This is a genomic window from Microbacterium foliorum, from assembly GCF_006385575.1.
GTDB classification, from domain to species: domain Bacteria; phylum Actinomycetota; class Actinomycetes; order Actinomycetales; family Microbacteriaceae; genus Microbacterium; species Microbacterium foliorum_B.
Window position 1 is genome coordinate 3,326,693 of the sequence record NZ_CP041040.1, and the last position, 15,489, is coordinate 3,342,181.

Annotated in this window: 16 protein-coding genes; 9 read left to right on the forward strand and 7 right to left on the reverse strand. The window is 68.8% G+C overall.

What is annotated here, in order from left to right:
• Positions 1-20: 20 nt before the first annotated feature.
• Both FIV50_RS16085 and FIV50_RS16090 read right to left on the reverse strand, forming a co-directional pair.
• Positions 21-1,985, reverse strand: coding sequence for a M13 family metallopeptidase (locus FIV50_RS16085; protein ID WP_140038300.1), 1,965 nt, complete (start codon positions 1,983-1,985; stop codon positions 21-23).
• Between the two features lie 63 nt (positions 1,986-2,048).
• Positions 2,049-2,609: a J-domain-containing protein gene (locus tag FIV50_RS16090; protein ID WP_140038301.1), complete on the reverse strand. Its 561-nt coding sequence runs from the start codon at positions 2,607-2,609 to the stop codon at positions 2,049-2,051.
• A gap of 86 nt (positions 2,610-2,695) precedes the next feature.
• Between FIV50_RS16090 and FIV50_RS16095 the strand changes: the two genes are divergently transcribed.
• Both FIV50_RS16095 and FIV50_RS16100 read left to right on the forward strand, forming a co-directional pair.
• A complete protein-coding gene (locus FIV50_RS16095) occupies positions 2,696-4,015 on the forward strand; it encodes an MATE family efflux transporter (RefSeq protein WP_140038302.1) in 1,320 nt (439 codons plus the stop codon).
• Positions 4,016-4,098: 83 nt separating this feature from the next.
• Positions 4,099-4,335 (forward strand): hypothetical protein, encoded by a 237-nt coding sequence (locus FIV50_RS16100; protein ID WP_258184312.1) that lies wholly within the window; start codon positions 4,099-4,101, stop codon positions 4,333-4,335.
• Positions 4,336-4,358: 23 nt separating this feature from the next.
• On the opposite strand, the gene FIV50_RS16105 is transcribed toward FIV50_RS16100, so the two are convergent.
• Positions 4,359-5,018 (reverse strand): TrmH family RNA methyltransferase, encoded by a 660-nt coding sequence (locus FIV50_RS16105; protein WP_140038303.1) that lies wholly within the window; start codon positions 5,016-5,018, stop codon positions 4,359-4,361.
• Positions 5,019-5,088: 70 nt separating this feature from the next.
• Between FIV50_RS16105 and FIV50_RS16110 the strand changes: the two genes are divergently transcribed.
• Positions 5,089-6,378 carry an Nramp family divalent metal transporter gene (locus tag FIV50_RS16110; protein WP_140038304.1) on the forward strand — a complete coding sequence of 430 codons (1,290 nt, stop codon included), beginning with the start codon at positions 5,089-5,091 and terminating at the stop codon, positions 6,376-6,378.
• 124 nt (positions 6,379-6,502) lie between these two features.
• On the opposite strand, the gene FIV50_RS16115 is transcribed toward FIV50_RS16110, so the two are convergent.
• Positions 6,503-9,064: a rhamnogalacturonan lyase gene (locus FIV50_RS16115; protein ID WP_140038305.1), complete on the reverse strand. Its 2,562-nt coding sequence runs from the start codon at positions 9,062-9,064 to the stop codon at positions 6,503-6,505.
• Between the two features lie 157 nt (positions 9,065-9,221).
• Between FIV50_RS16115 and FIV50_RS16120 the strand changes: the two genes are divergently transcribed.
• From FIV50_RS16120 to FIV50_RS17720, 5 genes are read left to right on the forward strand one after another with little or no spacing between them, the layout of a single operon-like run.
• Entirely contained in the window at positions 9,222-9,524 is a 303-nt protein-coding gene (locus FIV50_RS16120; protein ID WP_140038306.1) for a hypothetical protein, read from the forward strand.
• 32 nt (positions 9,525-9,556) lie between these two features.
• Positions 9,557-10,189, forward strand: a complete 633-nt coding sequence (locus FIV50_RS16125; RefSeq protein WP_140038307.1) for a metal-dependent transcriptional regulator — start codon at positions 9,557-9,559, stop codon at positions 10,187-10,189.
• Between the two features lie 55 nt (positions 10,190-10,244).
• Positions 10,245-11,054, forward strand: coding sequence for an HAD-IIA family hydrolase (locus tag FIV50_RS16130; RefSeq protein WP_042541273.1), 810 nt, complete (start codon positions 10,245-10,247; stop codon positions 11,052-11,054).
• A 1-nt stretch (position 11,055) separates the two neighbouring features.
• The gene (locus FIV50_RS16135) at positions 11,056-11,625 is read left to right on the forward strand and encodes a YdeI/OmpD-associated family protein (protein ID WP_140038308.1); all 570 of its coding nucleotides are present in this window, start codon (positions 11,056-11,058) and stop codon (positions 11,623-11,625) included.
• Positions 11,622-11,789, forward strand: a complete 168-nt coding sequence (locus FIV50_RS17720; RefSeq protein WP_181164251.1) for a hypothetical protein — start codon at positions 11,622-11,624, stop codon at positions 11,787-11,789. Before FIV50_RS16135 ends, FIV50_RS17720 begins: the two co-directional genes overlap by 4 nt.
• Positions 11,790-11,800: 11 nt before the next feature.
• Here FIV50_RS17720 and FIV50_RS16140 read toward each other — a convergent pair whose 3' ends face one another.
• The 3 genes from FIV50_RS16140 to pyrE form a co-directional block, all read right to left on the reverse strand.
• Complete coding sequence (locus FIV50_RS16140; RefSeq protein ID WP_140038309.1) at positions 11,801-12,958, reverse strand: anhydro-N-acetylmuramic acid kinase; 1,158 nt, start codon at positions 12,956-12,958, stop codon at positions 11,801-11,803.
• A gap of 164 nt (positions 12,959-13,122) precedes the next feature.
• Positions 13,123-14,025, reverse strand: a complete 903-nt coding sequence (locus FIV50_RS16145) for an ROK family protein (protein WP_140038310.1) — start codon at positions 14,023-14,025, stop codon at positions 13,123-13,125.
• Positions 14,022-14,582 (reverse strand): orotate phosphoribosyltransferase, encoded by a 561-nt coding sequence (pyrE, locus tag FIV50_RS16150; RefSeq protein ID WP_140038311.1) that lies wholly within the window; start codon positions 14,580-14,582, stop codon positions 14,022-14,024. Before pyrE ends, FIV50_RS16145 begins: the two co-directional genes overlap by 4 nt.
• 37 nt (positions 14,583-14,619) lie before the next feature.
• On the opposite strand from pyrE, the gene FIV50_RS16155 reads away from it, so the two are divergent.
• Positions 14,620-15,468, forward strand: a complete 849-nt coding sequence (locus FIV50_RS16155; protein ID WP_140038312.1) for an exodeoxyribonuclease III — start codon at positions 14,620-14,622, stop codon at positions 15,466-15,468.
• Positions 15,469-15,489 lie beyond the last annotated feature (21 nt).

The following is a 15,489-nucleotide window of genomic DNA, read 5'->3' on the forward strand; positions in this document are numbered from 1 at the left end:
GATCGGCTAGGCGGGACGACTCACCAGATCGTCACGCGCGAGCCCTGCGGCAGCCACAGTGCGTCGGATTCGGCGACGTCGAATGCCTCGTAGAAGGCGTCGATGTTGCGGACGATCTGGTTGCAGCGGAACTCGTTCGGCGAGTGCGGATCGATCGTGAGCAGTCGCAGCGTCTCGGCGTCGCGGCTCTTCTGCTGCCAGACCTGCGCCCACGACAGCAGCAGGCGCTGCACGCCCGTGTAGCCGTCGATCACCGGGGCCTCTGCGCCGTCGAGCGAGATCTCGTAAGCCTTGAGCGCGATGCCGAGGCCGCCCAGGTCGCCGATGTTCTCGCCGATCGTCAGCGCACCGTTGACGTGGTGCTCTGCGTCGAGGCCCTCCGGCACGAGTTCGTCGTACTGCGCGATCAGGGCTTTGGTGCGCTGCTCGAACGCGGTGCGATCCGCGTCCGTCCACCAGTCCTCGAGTTTGCCGTCGCCGTCGTAGCGGCTGCCCTGGTCGTCGAAGCCGTGACCGATCTCATGGCCGATGACCGCGCCGATCCCGCCGTAGTTGGCGGCCGCGTCACGCGATGCATCGAAGAACGGGTACTGCAGGATCGCCGCCGGGAACACGATCTCGTTCATCGACGGGTTGTAGTAGGCGTTGACCATCTGCGGCGGCATGTGCCACTCGTCTCGGTCGATCGGCTTGCCGACCTTCGCGACGTTGCGGTCGTGCTCGAAGATCGCCGCACGACGCACGTTGCCGAACAGATCGGCTCGGTCGATCTCGAGGCTCGAGTAGTCGCGCCAGACGGCGGGGTGACCGATCTTCGGAGTGAACGAGTCGAGCTTGGCGAGCGCGCGCTCCCGCGTCTCGGCAGTCATCCATTCGAGGTCGGTGATGCTCTGCCGGTACGCCTCGATGAGGTTCGCGACGAGTTCGTCCATCGCCGCCTTCGCCGTCGGCGGGTAGTGCCGCTCGACGTACACCTTGCCGATCGCCTCGCTCAGCGCGCCCTCGGTCACCGAGACGCCGCGTTTCCAGCGCTCGCGGATCGAGGGGACGCCGGTGAGCTCGGTGCCGTAGAACGAGAAGTTCTCCTGCACGAAGTCGTCGGTCAGGTACGGAGCCGCCGCGTGCACGACCTGCGCACGCAGCCACGCCTTCCAGTCGTCGAGGCGCTCGGCGGTGAGCAGCGAGCCGAGCCCTTCGAGGAAGCTCGGCTGCGAGACGACGACCTCGGCGAAGGCTTCGGGGTGGGCCGGCGCGACGGAATCGCGCCACGGCTCGAGGTCGACACCCGCGAGCTCCTGGATCTCGGCCCACGACTTGAGGTTGTAGGTGGCGACGGCGTCACGACTGCGCACGTTGTCCCAGTGGTGGCCGGCGAGCTCGGTCTCGAGGGCGATGGAGCGGTCGGCGGCGCCCGCTCCATCCGCGATTCCGGCGAGCGCCAGCAGCCGCTCGAGGTGCGCGCGGTAGGCCGCCCGCGTCTCGGTGAAGGTGTCGAGTCTGAAGTAGCTCTCGTCGGGCAGCGACAGACCGGACTGCACGATCACGGGCAGGTATCGCTCGGGGTTTCCGGGGTCGCCGTCGACGTAGAACCCGATCAGGTGCGCCCGACCGTCGCGGTCGTAGGTGCCGACCGTGCGCAGGAACGCGGGGATGTCGTCGATCGCCTCGATCTCGGCGAGCGTCTCGGCGAGCGGCGCGACGCCGGCCGCGGCGATGCGCTCGGTGTCCATGAAGCTCGCGAACAGGTCGCCGATCTTGCGGGCGAGGGTGCCCGGTTCGGCATCCTGCGACTCCTCGATGATCGCCCTGACGTCTTTCTCCGCCTGCTCCGCGAGCAGATGGAACGAGCCCCAGCGCGCCTTGTCGCCGGGGATCTCGGTGCGGGCGAGCCACGCACCGTTGACATGGCGGTACAGGTCGTCCTGCGGGCGGATGTCGGAGCTGAACTCGGAGGTCTCAAGGCCAGAAGAAAGCACGTCGGTCATGCCGACCAGCCTAGGCGTCGCTCCGACATTCGGGCGGGAACGGTCGTGCGGTCCGCGACGACCTCAGCCACGGCGACGGATGCCGAAGCGTCGCCTGCGCGGCTGTACAGGCTCCTGTGTCGACCGGGTGGACAGGCGCGCCGCGCGACGCTCGGCCCACGCGGCGACCTCGGCGTCGATGTCGCGTGGACTCGTCACGACGGGCGGGCCGCCCTGCAGCTGACGTCGGGCCTCGAGCACACGCCGGTTGAAGTCCTCGAGCACCGAACGCACGTCGGCCTCTCGGCCGAGCAGGTCGAGCTGGTCGTCGAGCTCGCGATCCTCGGTCCGCAGCAGGATCGCGGGCGGGCCGAGACCCGTCAGGTTCTCCTGCTCGATCTTGCGGCGGATCCACCAGTCGGGATCATGATGCGTGCCGAGGCCCTCGAGCGGCTTGCCCGCCCCGGGCAGATCGTCGAAGTCGCCGCGGCGGATCGCGACCTGGATCGCCGTCTCGATGAAGGCCGCTCGATCCGTGGCCGCCGCGATGCCGGGGGCCGTGCCGGATTCGGCGTCATCCTCACCCTCGCCACCGCTACGCTGCCGCGCGCGGTATCTCGCCGCGGCCTCTCGTGGATCCGTCATGGGCGCCTCCGTCGCATCCGATGCTTCCAGGGTACGACCGGAGGGGCGTCGGAGGCCCTGTCGGCACCAGCCCATAGGCTCGGAGGATGACCGAGCGCACTCTCAACCGCGAGATCCTGCGCCTCGCCGTTCCCGCCCTCGGCGCACTGATCGCAGAGCCCGCGTTCCTGATCGTCGATGCGGCTCTCGTCGGGCACCTCGGCACGACGCCGCTCGCAGGCCTCGGCATCGCGGGTGCGGTGCTGCAGACGATCGTCGGGCTCATGGTCTTCCTCGCCTACTCGACCACCCCGGCTGTCGCCAGACTGTTCGGCGCCGGCAGGCCCGGAGAGGCCGTCTCGGTCGGCATCAACGGCATGTGGCTGGCGCTGGCGATCGGGGCCGTGCTCGCCGCGGCCGGGGCCGTGGCGTCTCCGTGGCTCGTGTCACTGTTCGGCGCGAGCGACGCCGTGTCCGCCGACGCCAACGCCTATCTGGTCGTCTCGATGTGGGGGCTCCCGGCGATGCTCATCGTGTTCGCCGCGACCGGACTGCTGCGCGGGATGCAGGACACCATGACCCCCCTGTGGATCGCCGGAATCGGCTTCGCCTCCAACGCGCTGCTCAATGTGGTGTTCATCTACGGCCTGGGTTGGGGCATCGCCGGATCGGCAGCCGGCACGGTCGTCGCCCAGTGGGGCATGGTCGGCGCCTACGTGCTGGTGATCCGGCGCCTCGCGGCGAAGCACGACGCGTCGCTGACGGTGCAGCGAGCGGGCATGGGCAGCACTGCCCGTTCGAGTGGCTGGCTGTTCCTGCGCACCGTGAGCCTGCGAGCCGCGCTGCTGGCGACCGTCGCCGTCGCCACGGGCATCGGCACCGAGGAACTCGCCGGGTGGCAGATCGTTTTCACCATCTTCTCGGCGGCCGCATTCGCTCTCGATGCCCTCGCGATCGCAGCCCAGGCGCTGATCGGCAAGGAGCTCGGCGCGGGCGACGAACGGCAGGTGCATCGCGTGCTCAGACGCACGGTCGCCTGGGGCGTGTGGTTCGGCGTCCTGGTCGGCGCTCTCATCGCGGCGCTCTCGGGTGTGCTCGGCATCGTGTTCACGGGCGATCCGTCGATCGCCGCACTCGTGCAGCCGGCGCTCCTCATCCTCGCGGTCGCGCAGCCGATCGCGGGTGTCGTCTTCGTGCTCGACGGGGTGCTGATGGGGGCGAACGACGCGCGCTATCTCGCGATCGCGGGTGCACTGAACCTCGTGCCGTTCCTGCCGTCGCTCTGGATCATCGCCGCGACGGGCGTCGACGCGTCGGCCGGTCTCATCTGGCTCTCCGTCGCTTTCTTCGGGGTCTACCTGCTCGCACGACTCGGCACCCTCGGGTGGCGAGTGCGCTCCGGGCGGTGGGTCACGGCGGGCGCCTGACGCCACGAGACCTCCTGCACCGATACCGGGCAGCAGGAGATATCAACGCATGCCGGAATCTCGCGAATCGAGGCATCCCAGCCATGGCATTCTCATCCGAGTCGGTCGAGAATCGGGGGGTGCTGACCATGAACGAGCCTCAGGTGTGGGTGCTGATCGGCGTCTTCACCGCCTCGATGTTCGGCATGATCACGGTCGTGTCGACGCTCTTCGTCCACGTCGTCAGAACGGAGATCCGGAGCGTGCACCGACGGATCGACACGCTCGACCACGACGTCACCGCCCTCTACCGGAACACGTTCGGCATCGACAGGGACTGACTTCGGCCCGAGGACAGGACGCGTCAGTCGGCGTATCTCCGGCACCACTCATACATGATCACGGCGGCTGCCGCGCTGGCATTGATCGAACGCGTCGAGCCGTACTGCGTGATCTCGATGTGGGCGGATGCGGCGGCGAGCGCGGCATCCGACAGCCCGGGCCCCTCCTGACCGAACAGCAGCACGCAACTCTGCGGCAGGTCGGCGCGGTCGACGCGCACCGCGCCCTCGACGTTGTCAACCGCGATGATCGGCAGCCCCTCTGCCGCGGCCCAGGCGGCGAAGGTCTCGACGTCTTCGTGGTGCACGACGTGCTGGTAGCGGTCGGTGACCATCGCACCCCGCTTGTTCCAGCGGCGACGCCCGATGATGTGCACGGTGTCGGCGAGGAACGCGTTCGCGCTGCGCACGATCGAGCCGATGTTCATGTCGTGCTGCCAGTTCTCGATGGCCACGTGGAACGGATGCCGCTGGGTGTCGAGGTCGGCGACGATCGCATCCATCCGCCAGTAGCGGTAGCGATCGATCACGTTGCGCGTATCGCCGACGGCCAGCAGCTCCTGGTCGTACTGCTCACCCTGCGGCCATTCCGCTTCGCCGCCGGGCCAAGGCCCTACCCCGTAGCCGGGCTGCGTCGACGATCCGCCTGTCTCGGCCGCATCCGCGGGCGCCTGCTCTTCCATTCCGCCAGGCTATCCGCCGCACACCTCACCACATATTTAGGTACGCCGAAAAATCCGCTACGATTTCGGCATGCCTAAAAATTCCGCGCTCGAGGCGGCGGCGCCGACCGCTCGCGCAACCGCGCCCCGCAGCCTGTGGCTTCTCGGCCCCGCGCTCGTCGCCGGAGTCGCCTACCTCGACCCGGGCAACGTCGCGAGCAACATGACCGCGGGCGCCCAGTACGGATACCTGCTGGTGTGGGTGGTGGTCGCCGGCAACATCATGGCCTGGCTGATCCAATACCTGTCGGCCAAGCTCGGAGTCGTCACCGGGCAGAGCCTCCCCGAAGTGCTGGGAACTCGGCTGAAGAACCCGTGGGCCCGACGCGCATACTGGCTGCAGGCAGAGCTCGTCGCGATGGCGACCGATCTGGCCGAGGTCATCGGCGGTGCAGTGGCGCTCTACCTGCTGTTCGACATCCCGCTGCTGCTCGGCGGGGTCATCACGGGGGCAGTGTCGATGATCCTGCTGGCGGTGCAGAGCCGCCGAGGGCCCCGCCCCTTCGAGTTCGTGATCATCGCGCTCATGGTGATCATCACCGTGGGTTTCATCGCGGGCCTCTTCGTCGCGCCGCCCGACGCCTCGAGCATCGTCGGCGGCCTCGTGCCCCGCTTCGAGGACACCGGATCGGTGCTCCTCGCCGCATCCATCCTCGGGGCCACGATCATGCCCCATGCGATCTATGCGCACTCGTCGCTCACTCGAGACCGCTTCGGCTCGACGACGACCGATGCGTCGACGGAGGCCGTCCGCACCGATACCTCGCGCATCCGGCGTCTGCTCACGGCGACCCGCTGGGACGTCTCGATCGCGATGGTGATCGCGGGCACTGTGAACCTCGGCATCCTGCTGCTCGCGGCCGCGAACCTCGCCGGCGTCGACGGCACCGACTCCCTCGAAGGCGCGCACGCTGCGCTGGCCGCCGGGCTCGGCCCTGTCGTCGCGACGTTCTTCGCGGTCGGGCTCCTGGCCTCCGGTCTCGCCTCGACGTCGGTGGGCGCCTACGCCGGAGCCGAGATCATGCACGGACTGCTGCACGTGCGCATCCCGCTGCTCGCGCGTCGGCTCGTGACTCTGATCCCCGCCCTCGTGATCCTCGGCATCGGCTTCGATCCGACGCTCGCCCTCGTGCTCAGCCAGGTCGTGCTCTCGTTCGGCATCCCCTTCGCCCTGATCCCGCTCATCGCGCTCACGGCTCAGCGCCGCACGCTCGGCGTCTGGGCGAACCGCGCGTGGACGACGGCGGCCGGCATCATCGCATCCGTCCTGCTCATCGCCCTCAACGGCGCCCTGCTCTGGCTGGTGCTGACCGGATCCTGAGACTGCAGGCCCTCGGGCAGACACACACCAGAACGCACAGAACCGCCCCGAGTCGGCACGGGAAGAGTCGACTCGGGGCGGCGTCCTGTCACCGCAGCATTCACCGCAGTATTCGCCGGGGCGTTCAGCGCGAGCGGAGGTTCTCCGTCCACTGCGAGGTCGCGCCGTCGGCGATGCGGTAGCCGGGCTCAGGCACCGCCACCACGGTGACCTCGCCGGTGACCCGTACCTTGCCGTTCCGAGACTCGACCTTCTCGCCGTTCACGAAGTAGCTGACGCCCTTCACGTTCGTCGGCACCTTGACCTCGTCGCGAGCAGTGCCCGGCTTGTCGGTGAACTTCGGCTCCTTGGGCGTCGTCGGGGCGGTCAGCACCGGAACCTTCGACCAGTCGAGGTCACTCGCGAGGTAGAACGAGGTGTACGCCGGCTGGTTGTAGGTCGTCTGCTGACGCGCGGTCTCGGCGCGGTACTGCACGTCGTGCATCAGGGTCGTGAGCTTGTGCGTCGTCGGCTCGGTGGTCGTGAAGAACCGCAGCGCGCTCGAGTCCGTCGTGCGCACCAGCAGCTCCTCACGCCAGTCGCCCAGCACATCGGCGACGAGAGAGGGATTGCCCTTCGTGCCGTTGTTCGTGAGGGTTCCGCTCGCGGTGAGCACCGTGCCACGGGTCCAGTCGTCGATGGTCGGCGTCTGGTCGCCGCTGCCGTTGACGAGCTGGGTCGTGAGGTCACCCGCCCAGCGGATCGACATGTTCGTCCCCGGCGTCTGGGCCTGCAGCACCTCACCCGCCGCACTCAGCAGGCCACTGCCCTCGGTGCCGCCCGGCATGCTCGACCACACCTCGATGCCCGGCACGTCCGGACGCACGTCGCCGATCATCGCCCGACCCGTGTCGCGGCCCGAGTAGGCGCCGAACAGCGATTCTCCCGTGGCGGCATCACGCATCACCGACCCGTAGGGGGCGTAGGTGCCACCCTCGTGGGCCGTCCAGATCTCGAGCCCGGGGCGGCTGGGGTCGATGTCGGTCACGTGCATCGCGTCTCCGTGACCGAGCCGCACGGATGCTCCGGGGTCGGCGCTGCCCTCGGGCAGCACGTCGAACGAGCTGTACAGCAGGCTGCCGTCGTCGTCGATCGTCGCAGCGCCGTAGACCAACTCCTGCCTGCCGTCGGCATCGACGTCGGCGAAGCTCAGCGAATGATCGCCCTGGGTCGTGATCGTTCCGAACTCGGGGTCGGTGCCGTCCCTGCCGTGCGGGGAGTCGTTGAACGGGTTCGTCATCGGGGCGTGACCGCTGTCGACATCCCACCGCTGCGTCAGCCGCTTGCCATCCCAGTCGAAGGCGGCGACGGTCGTGCGCGTGTAGTACCCGCGAGCGAAGACCGCAGAGGGATGCTGACCGTCGAGGTAGCCGACGCCCGCGAGGAAGCGGTCGACGCGGTTGCCCGGTTCGATGCGCGACATCGCGTAGTCGCCCCAGAGCAGGCCGTCGTCGCCGCGCTCGGTCGGGTACGGGATGGTCTGCAGCTCCTTGCCGGTCGCGCTGTCGAAGACGGTGAGGTACTCGGGCCCGTCGATGATGAAGCCCTCGAACTCGCGCAGCAGGTTGCGAGCGCTGCGACTGGGTGCGTACACGTCGATGAAGGTGGTGGCGAGCTCTTGCGCCGACTCCGGCGAGAGCGGGTACTCGTGCGTGACGGGCATGCCCCACGCCTCTTCGAGCGTGGCCGGCCACTGACCCGACACCACCTCTTCGCGCTCACTCCAGCCGAGGAACATCTCGACGAGGTGCTGCTCGTAGTCCGCGGCGCTGAGGCGGTAGTCGTCGTCGTTCGAGTACCCCGCCTTACGGTCGGCCTTGGGAAGCGTGATGTACGACTCCTTCATCACCGAGCCGTCTGCCGCGTACTGCACCGCCTTGGTGCCGGGGGCCGTCTTCAGCATCGTCTCGGAGCGGCCGTCACCGTCGAAGTCGTAGACGAGGAACTGCGTGTAGTGGGCGCCGGCGCGGATGTTCACCCCGAGATCGAGCCGATTCAGCAGTGTGCCGTCGAGCTCATAGGTATCGAGGTAGACGGGGCCCGTGTAACCGCGCTGCGAGACGTCCTTCGAGTTCGAGGGATCCCACTTCACGACGTACTCGTACTGCCCGTCACCGTCGACATCGCCGACCGACACGTCGTTCGCCGAGTACGTGTACGCCTCACCCTTCGGCGTCACGCCGTCAGCCGGCTTCTGCAGCGGAAGGTCGTAGTGCCCCTCCGCCCACGCGGTGACGGATGCCGAGGCGGATGCCGTCAGCTCGACGCCGTTCACCACCGGCACGACGGAGTACTGCGACGTGGCCGCGCCGTCGGCATCCGCGTAGTTCGTGCTGTCGGTGACCGTGGCGATCTTCGTGCCGTCGCGGTAGACGGCGAAGTCGGGGCCGGCGAGGCCGGTGTCGGTGGCTCCGCTCGCCTCGGTGGCGAGCAGTCGCCAGCTGAGGAAGATGCTGTCGGACGTCGACACGGCGACGAGACCGCGGTCGAGTTCCTCGAGCTGGGGCGTCTTCGGCCCGGAGTCATGGCGACCGGCCGTCGGCGCCGCAGGCGAGGCTGCGGTCGCACTCTGCGCACCTCCCACGAGGAGGCAGCCGGCTGCGGCCACCGCCACGACGGCGCGGAACGATTGGTGTCGGATATTCATCGTCGAAATCCTTCTCTGGGCGCGAAGCCCGCTCGGATAGCGTTTTCCCGTGCCCGGTCGAAGCTACCCGCAGAGCCCGTCCCCGTCAAGGAATCCGGCCCGATTGACACGATTCACAGCGTGCGTCGCGGTGGCCGCAGACGATTAGGCTCGAAGGATGTCTGCCGAAACCGCGCGCCGCAACGTCCGCATCCTCACCTGGATCGGCATCGCGACCGGCGTGATCGGCGGGCTCCTCGTCGCCTTCCCCACCGTGCTGCCCTTTGGCGGCCCCTGGGTGCAGCTCGCTCTGGGCACCGCGACCCTCGTGCTGGCCTTCCGCGCGCGCAAGATCGGCATCGCCGAGATCGAAGGGTTCGACGGTCGCCTCTCGCTCTTCGCCGCACTGCTCGGATTCCTCATCGTGTTCTTCGCGGGGCAGGTCGCGTTCGGCATCCTCGTCGACCTGGCGAACCCCTGAGCACCACAAGCCCCCTGATCTAGGCTGGACCCGTGGCATCCCCCGCAGCAGACGACTACCTGAAGACCGTCTACGCCCACACCGAGTGGCAGGACGCGCCGATCACCCCCTCGGTGCTCGCGGCGAAGCTCGGCATTGCCCCGTCGTCAGTGACCGAGATGGTCAAGAAGCTCGCCGCCGCCGGGCTCGTCTCGCACATCCCCTACGGCGCGGTGCGTCTGACGGATGCCGGCACGCAGCGCGCCCTGGCGATGGTGCGTCGCCACCGTCTGATCGAGACCTGGCTGGTGCAGGAGTTCGGCTACGGGTGGCACGAGGTGCACGACGAGGCCGAGGTGCTCGAGCACACGATCAGCGATCGCCTTCTCGAGGGCATCGACGCCCGCCTCGGACGCCCGCGCTTCGATCCGCACGGCGACGCGATCCCCGATGCCTCGGGTGTCGTCGAACGTGAGGCCTTCGTGCTTCTCGCCGACGCACCGGTGGGGCACACCGGACGCGTGCTGCGCGTCGACGACCGAGACCCCGAGCTGCTCCGTGCCCTCGAGGCCGCGGGCGTCACCGTCGCGGCGAACATCACGACGACCCCCTCGGGCATCGAGCTCGACGGCACCGAGACCGAGCTCCCTGACGGCGCCGCGCAGGTGGTCTGGCTCAGCGCCTGAGAACCTCGTCAGAACCTGACACCTGCCCGTAACCGCCGCCCCATAGGCTGGGCATATGGCACACCGCGACAACATCGAATGCTGGTTGACCGACATGGACGGCGTGCTCGTTCATGAGAACGACGCCATCCCCGGGGCATCCGAGCTGCTCGCCGGGTGGGAGCAGAACGAGATCCCCTACCTGGTGCTGACGAACAACTCGATCTTCACGGCTCGTGACCTGTCGGCCCGCCTTCGCGCGAGCGGTCTCATCGTGCCCGAGGAGCGGATCTGGACCTCGGCACTCGCGACGGCCGACTTCCTCGCGCAGCAGCTGCCCGGCGGCTCGGCCTTCGTGATCGGCGAGGCGGGCATCCTCACGGCGTTGCACGAGGCCGGCTTCATCATGACCGAGACGAATCCCGATTTCGTGGTCGTCGGCGAGACCCGCAACTACTCGTTCGAGGCGATCACCAAGGCGATCCGCCTCATCATCAAGGGCGCGCGCTTCATCGTCACGAACCCCGATGCCACCGGGCCCTCGGCCGACGGCGTCATGCCCGCGACGGGCGCGATCGCCGCCCTGATCACCAAGGCCACGGGCAAAGAGCCCTATGTCGTCGGCAAGCCGAACCCGATGATGTTCCGCTCGGCGCTCAACAAGATCGGCGCGCACTCGAAGAAGACCGGAATGATCGGCGACCGCATGGACACCGACATCATCGCCGGCATCGAGGCGGGGCTGCACACCGTGCTCGTGATGACCGGGATCAGCGACGAGGCCGAGGTCGAGAAGTATCCGTTCCGCCCCGACGAGATCGTCGATTCGGTCGCCGATCTGCTGCCGACCGTCACCGAGTCGATCCCGACGCTCGACGAGGACTGACGTGGGCGCGCTCGACGAAGGAGGGCGGGTCGTCGCAGAGGATGCGGCCGCCTGGCGCACCTGGCTCGAGGAGCATCACGAGCGCACCTCCGGCGTCTGGCTCTTGAGCGTGCGCGGCCAGAACATCGGCAGGGTCGGATACGACGACGCCGTGCGTCAGGCCCTCTGCTTCGGATGGATCGACGGGCCCGTGCGCACGTTCGACGACGAGACGGTGGGCCAGTGGTTCTCGCCGCGACGTCGCGGCAGCGGGTGGGCGGCGACCAACAAGGCGCGGCTGGTCGACCTCGAAGCCGCCGGGCTGCTCGCGCCCGCCGGCATCCGCGTGCTCGAGGCCGCCAAGGCCGACGGGTCGTGGACGCTGCTCGACGGCCCGGAGGCGGGTATCGAACCGCCGGAGCTGACCGAGGCGCTCGATGCCGTGCCCGTCGCACGAGCCAACTGGGACGCCTTCCCGAAGTCGGTCAAGAAGTTCGGCCTGACGCAGATCGCGATGGCTAAGCGTGCAGAGACGCGATCCGCCCGGATCGCGAAGATCGTGGCGGATGCCGCCGAAGGGAAGCGCCCATGAACCAGTCCGACCTGCTGTTCCTGGTGATCTTCGTGATCCTGCTCAGCTCGCTCACCGTGTTCATCGTGCAGTTCGTCCGCTCACGTCGCCGCGGCGGGAGCGAGGGAGACGGCCGCGCCGGCTGGTGGGAAGGCCCCTGGGACGACGACGACCGCAAGCGCTGAGCCGGTCGGCGTCAGCGCAGCGTCAGGCTGCGCACCTGCGCGACCGGCTCGGGCATCCGCAGCGGACCCGCTCCCGGCGTGATCGTGCCGAGGATGCGCGGCTCGCGAGCTCCCGTGCCGCCGGGCGTCACGGCCGCGACTCCGTGCATGGTGCACCACCCGATCAGGGCGAACAGGATCGCCTCCTTGCTGTCGACGGGGGCACCGAGCTCGTCGGCGAGCACGACCTCGACGTCGGGGAGCGCATCGCGCAGCCCCTGCATGATCAGCGGGTTGTGGCATCCGCCGCCCGAGACGGCCAGGAACCGGATGCCGGCGGCGCGCACGTCCTGAGCCACCGTGCGCACGGTGAGTTCGGTGAGGGTGCGGATCAGGTCTGCCGGCGCGATACCGGGCCGCACCCCGTCGACGTGCGCCCGCACGTAGTCGAGGTGGAAGTGCTCCTTGCCGGTGCTCTTCGGGGCAGGGAGCGAGTAGTACGGGTCGGCGAGCAGGGTCTCGAGGAGGTCGTCGTCGACCGTTCCGGTACGCGCGATGGCCGCATCCGCGTCGTACCCGCGCTCGTTCAGCCCTTCGGCGACCACGACTGCGTCGACCAGCGCGTTCGCCGGACCGATGTCGTACGCCGAGAGCCCGTCGGGGCTCACGACGGTCATGTTCGCGATGCCGCCGAGATTGACCGCCGCCGACACCCCGGCGCGGCCGCGCAGCAGCAGCTCGTCGAGGAACGACACCAACGGGGCACCGTGGCCGCCGGCGGTGATGTCGCGGATGCGCACGTCAGACACCACCGGCGCTCCCACCCGCTCGGCGATCCAGGCGGGCTGCCCGATCTGCAGGGTGCCGAGAGCGTGGCCGTCGGCGACCCAGTGGAAGACGGTCTGCCCGTGCGTGCACACGGCATCCACTCCCCCGACCGCGTCGGATGCGGCGGCGGCGACCTCAGCGAAGGCCTGCCCGATCAGAGTGTCGAGCTCGCAGACCTCGGCGAGCGTCGTGGGCGCCGGAGGCAGCGCAGCGACGAGACGAGCGCGGAGCTCGGGCGCATAGGGGATGCTGCCCTCGTGCAGCACGGTGCCGTGCAGCGCGCCCTCGCTCTCCTCGAAGTCCACGACCGTGACATCGATGCCGTCGTGCGAGGTTCCCGAGAGCAGTCCGAGTACGCGCATGCGTGTTCCTTCCGTCGCCTGCTACGAGCGTATGCCGATTTTGTTAGGGAGGCGAACGGAATTCACGACGAACCCGTAATACTGCAGAATCGACAGGAGCCTTGATGCACTCGAGGCGGATATCGGGGCTGCCCTCGACAGATTGGCGAAGTGTGGCGCTGACGTCAGCGCAGAACGAGTGCCGCGGCGCCGATGAGCGGCCCCTCGTCACCGAGGCCCGAGCGCACGACACGTGTGCGACGCGAGTACTCGTGCGCGGCGCTCGCGGTGAGGGCCTGCTGCACGAGGTCGATGTAGTCGGCGGAGACCCGAGAGAACCCGCCACCGATCGCCACCATATCGAGGTCTACGAGGGTCGCTGCGTCTGCGAGCGCTTCGCCTACGGCCTTCGCCGATCGCTCGATCGCTGCGCGGGCGATGGAGTCTCCGGCGGCGGCATCCCGTGCCAGGTCTTCGCCAGTGGCTCCCGTCCAGCCCTGTTGCTGCGCCCAGGCGGCGCTCGCCGGCCCCGAAGCGATCTCCTCGAGAGTCAGTCCGCCTTCGCGGCGCACCTGGCCCAGGTGACCGGCGTTGCCAGTGGCGCCGGGGATGTATGCGCCGTTCACGACGAATCCGCCGCCCACGCCCGTCGAGACGACGATCGACAGCGAGGCACCGGCATCCTGCGTGGCACCGAGCCACGACTCGGCCAGTGCCAGCGCACCGCCGTCGTGGCCGAGAGTCGTCGGGACCTCGCGGCCGAGCACCTTGGTAGCTGCGGCCCGCACCGACTCCGCGAGTCCGAAGCCGCGGGCGAGCGGCATGTTCACCGGGACGATGGATCCTGTGCCGCGGTCGATCGGGCCTGCGCTGCCTGCCCCCGCACCCACCAGCTCGGCATCCGCGGGCAGCGCTGCCAGCGCGTGCGTGACGATCGCGAGCACCGCGGCGTTCAGCGACTCGAGCGTCGCTTCGCGGCCTGTCGCCTGGCGCGAACGGCTGCCGTCGACCAGCACACCGTGCTCGTCGACGAGCGCGGCCTCCATCTTGGTGCCGCCGACGTCGACGGCGAGTGCGTAGCGGGTCACTGGGGGTCGAGTCCGAGGTCGTCGAGGTCGAAGGCTGCGCGCCATTCGAGACCCTCGGCTTCGATCGCGGCCTGCGCCCCGGTCTTGCGGTCGACGATCACGGCGACGGCGACGATCTCGGCACCCTCCTTGCGCAGCGCCTCCACGGCCTTGAGCGCGGACTGCCCCGTGGTCGAGGTGTCTTCGAGCACGACGACGCGCTTGCCCTTGACGTCTGCGCCCTCGATCTGGCGGCCGCGGCCGTGGTCCTTCGGCTCCTTGCGCACGACGAACGCGTCGAGCGGCTTGTCGGCGGCGACCGAGGCGTGAAGGACCGAGTTGGCGATCGGGTCGGCGCCGAGCGTCAGACCTCCAACGGCCACGACGTCGAGGTCGCCGATCAGGTCGAGCATGATGCGGCCGATCGCGGGGGCCGCGCGGTGGTCGAGGGTGAGCTTGCGCATGTCGACGTAGTACGTCGCCTTCTTGCCGCTCGAGAGGGTGAAGTCTCCGTGGAACACGGCCTCTTCCTTGATGAGGTCGAGGAGGGTCTGGCGGTCTACGTCGAGTGCGGTCACGGCATCCAGTGTAGGAGGTGGGCCCTAGGCTTGACGCATGCGCTTGGCCACCTGGAACGTCAACTCCATCCGCACCCGTGTCACCCGCACCGTCGAGTTCGCCGTCCGCGAGGACATCGACGTGCTGTCGATGCAGGAGATCAAGTGCAAGCCCGAGCAGTTCCCTTATGGGCCGTTCGAAGAGGCCGGCTATCACGTCGAGGTCCACGGCCTCAATCAGTGGAACGGCGTCGCGATCGCGAGCCGCCTGCCGATCACCGACGTGCGCACCGCGTTCGACGGCATGCCTGGGTTCGCCAAGGGGCATGAGGGGCCGGATGCTCCGCTCGAGGCACGCGCCCTGGGAGCGCTCGTCGACGGCGTGCGCGTGTGGAGCCTGTACGTGCCGAACGGCCGCTCGCTCGACGACCCGCACTACGCCTACAAACTGCACTGGCTCGAGGCTCTCAAGCAGGCGACCGCGGCAGAGCTCGCGGCGAACCCCGATCTGCCGCTCGCCCTGGTCGGCGATTTCAACATCATCCCGTTCGACACCGACAACGGCGACCCCGACATCGTCGAGGGTGTCTCGACCCACGTCTCGCCGGAGGAACGCCAGGCCTTCTTCGCGTTCGGCGATGCGGGCGTCACCGACGTCGTGCGCCCGCTGATCCCCGAGGGCTTCACCTACTGGGACTACCAGCGCCTGAAGTTCCCCCGCAACGAGGGCGTCCGCATCGACTTCGTGCTCGGGTCGAAGGCGCTGGCGGATGCCGTCACGGGCGCATCCATCCACCGCGACGAGCGTAAGGGCGAACAGCCCAGCGACCACGTCCCGGTGGTCGTCGAGTTCGATCTGGGCGGCGCCGATGAAGACGACGACGACCTGCCGATGATCTTCTCCTGACCCTTCGACGACCTCAGGGAC